Source organism: Treponema sp. R6D11, assembly GCF_054786075.1.
Genome location: NZ_BDHD01000512.1, coordinates 1 through 876, shown reverse-complemented (window position 1 = coordinate 876; position 876 = coordinate 1). Strand labels below are relative to the sequence as shown.

The window sequence follows — 876 nt, the reverse complement described above, 5'->3', positions numbered from 1 at the left end:
ACCCAAGAGCTGTCGCCGCTTTCCAACGCGAATGTACTCGCAGGGGCGTTCCCCCCAATACATCTTCGCTCTTTGGCGGTAGTTTTATTCTTTGGCGCGGCGTTCCAATTATTCCAACAGATAAACTGTTTGTGGACGGCGTAAAAAACCCAAAAAGCAAGGGCGGAAAAACCAATATTCTGTTGGTGCGTACCGGAGAAGCAAAACGCGGTGTTGTCGGTTTGTACCAGACAGGTTTGCAGAATGAACAAGGCAGAGGACTTTCTGTACGTTTTAGGGGAGTAGATAACAAAGGACTCGCGTCCTACCTCCTGTCTCTGTACTGCTCAGCCGCAATTCTTGCAGACGACGCCATAGCCGTTCTTGAAGATGTGGAAGTGGGTAACTACTATGATTACTCTTGAAACTTCGCCTGACCGCTCACAAGCGGCCAGGCTTGTTGAGGGTACACCTAACGGATACGGCTTACCCGATCCGGAAGAACTTGAAAAGTGGGCGTTGACTTATTTCCCTGAACTTCAGGAAAAAAAGATCGAGAAAGCCGAAGACGCCAAAACTGAATATTCTCCGGTTGTAGTGCCATATACAAGCACGCCTACCGGAGCGCCTTCCGAAGAGACGCTTTTTAAAAGCTCTCCTTTGGGAGCGGGCAGTTTTGATGTAAACCGCATTCGCGGCGATTTCCCTATTCTGAATGAAAGAGTCGCGGGCGGCAAACCGCTTATCTGGCTTGACAACGGAGCTACAACGCAAAAACCCAACGCGGTAATAGATCGTATCTCGTATTTTTACAGACACGAAAATTCAAATGTCCACCGAGGCGCGCATGATCTTGCCGCCCGTTCCACGGACGCTTACGAAGCGGCGCGGGAAACC

At 50.1% G+C, this 876-nt stretch carries 1 protein-coding gene and 1 pseudogene; both read left to right on the top strand.

Features of this window, described 5'->3' with window-relative positions; all coding sequences use genetic code 11:
• Positions 1–404, top strand: a pseudogene (locus ACYVTD_RS14340) (hypothetical protein); the annotation flags it as partial.
• On the top strand, positions 391–876 hold a 486-nt coding region (locus ACYVTD_RS14335; protein ID WP_461248397.1), incomplete at its 3' end, for an aminotransferase class V-fold PLP-dependent enzyme. The pseudogene ACYVTD_RS14340 and the gene ACYVTD_RS14335, both read left to right, overlap by 14 nt.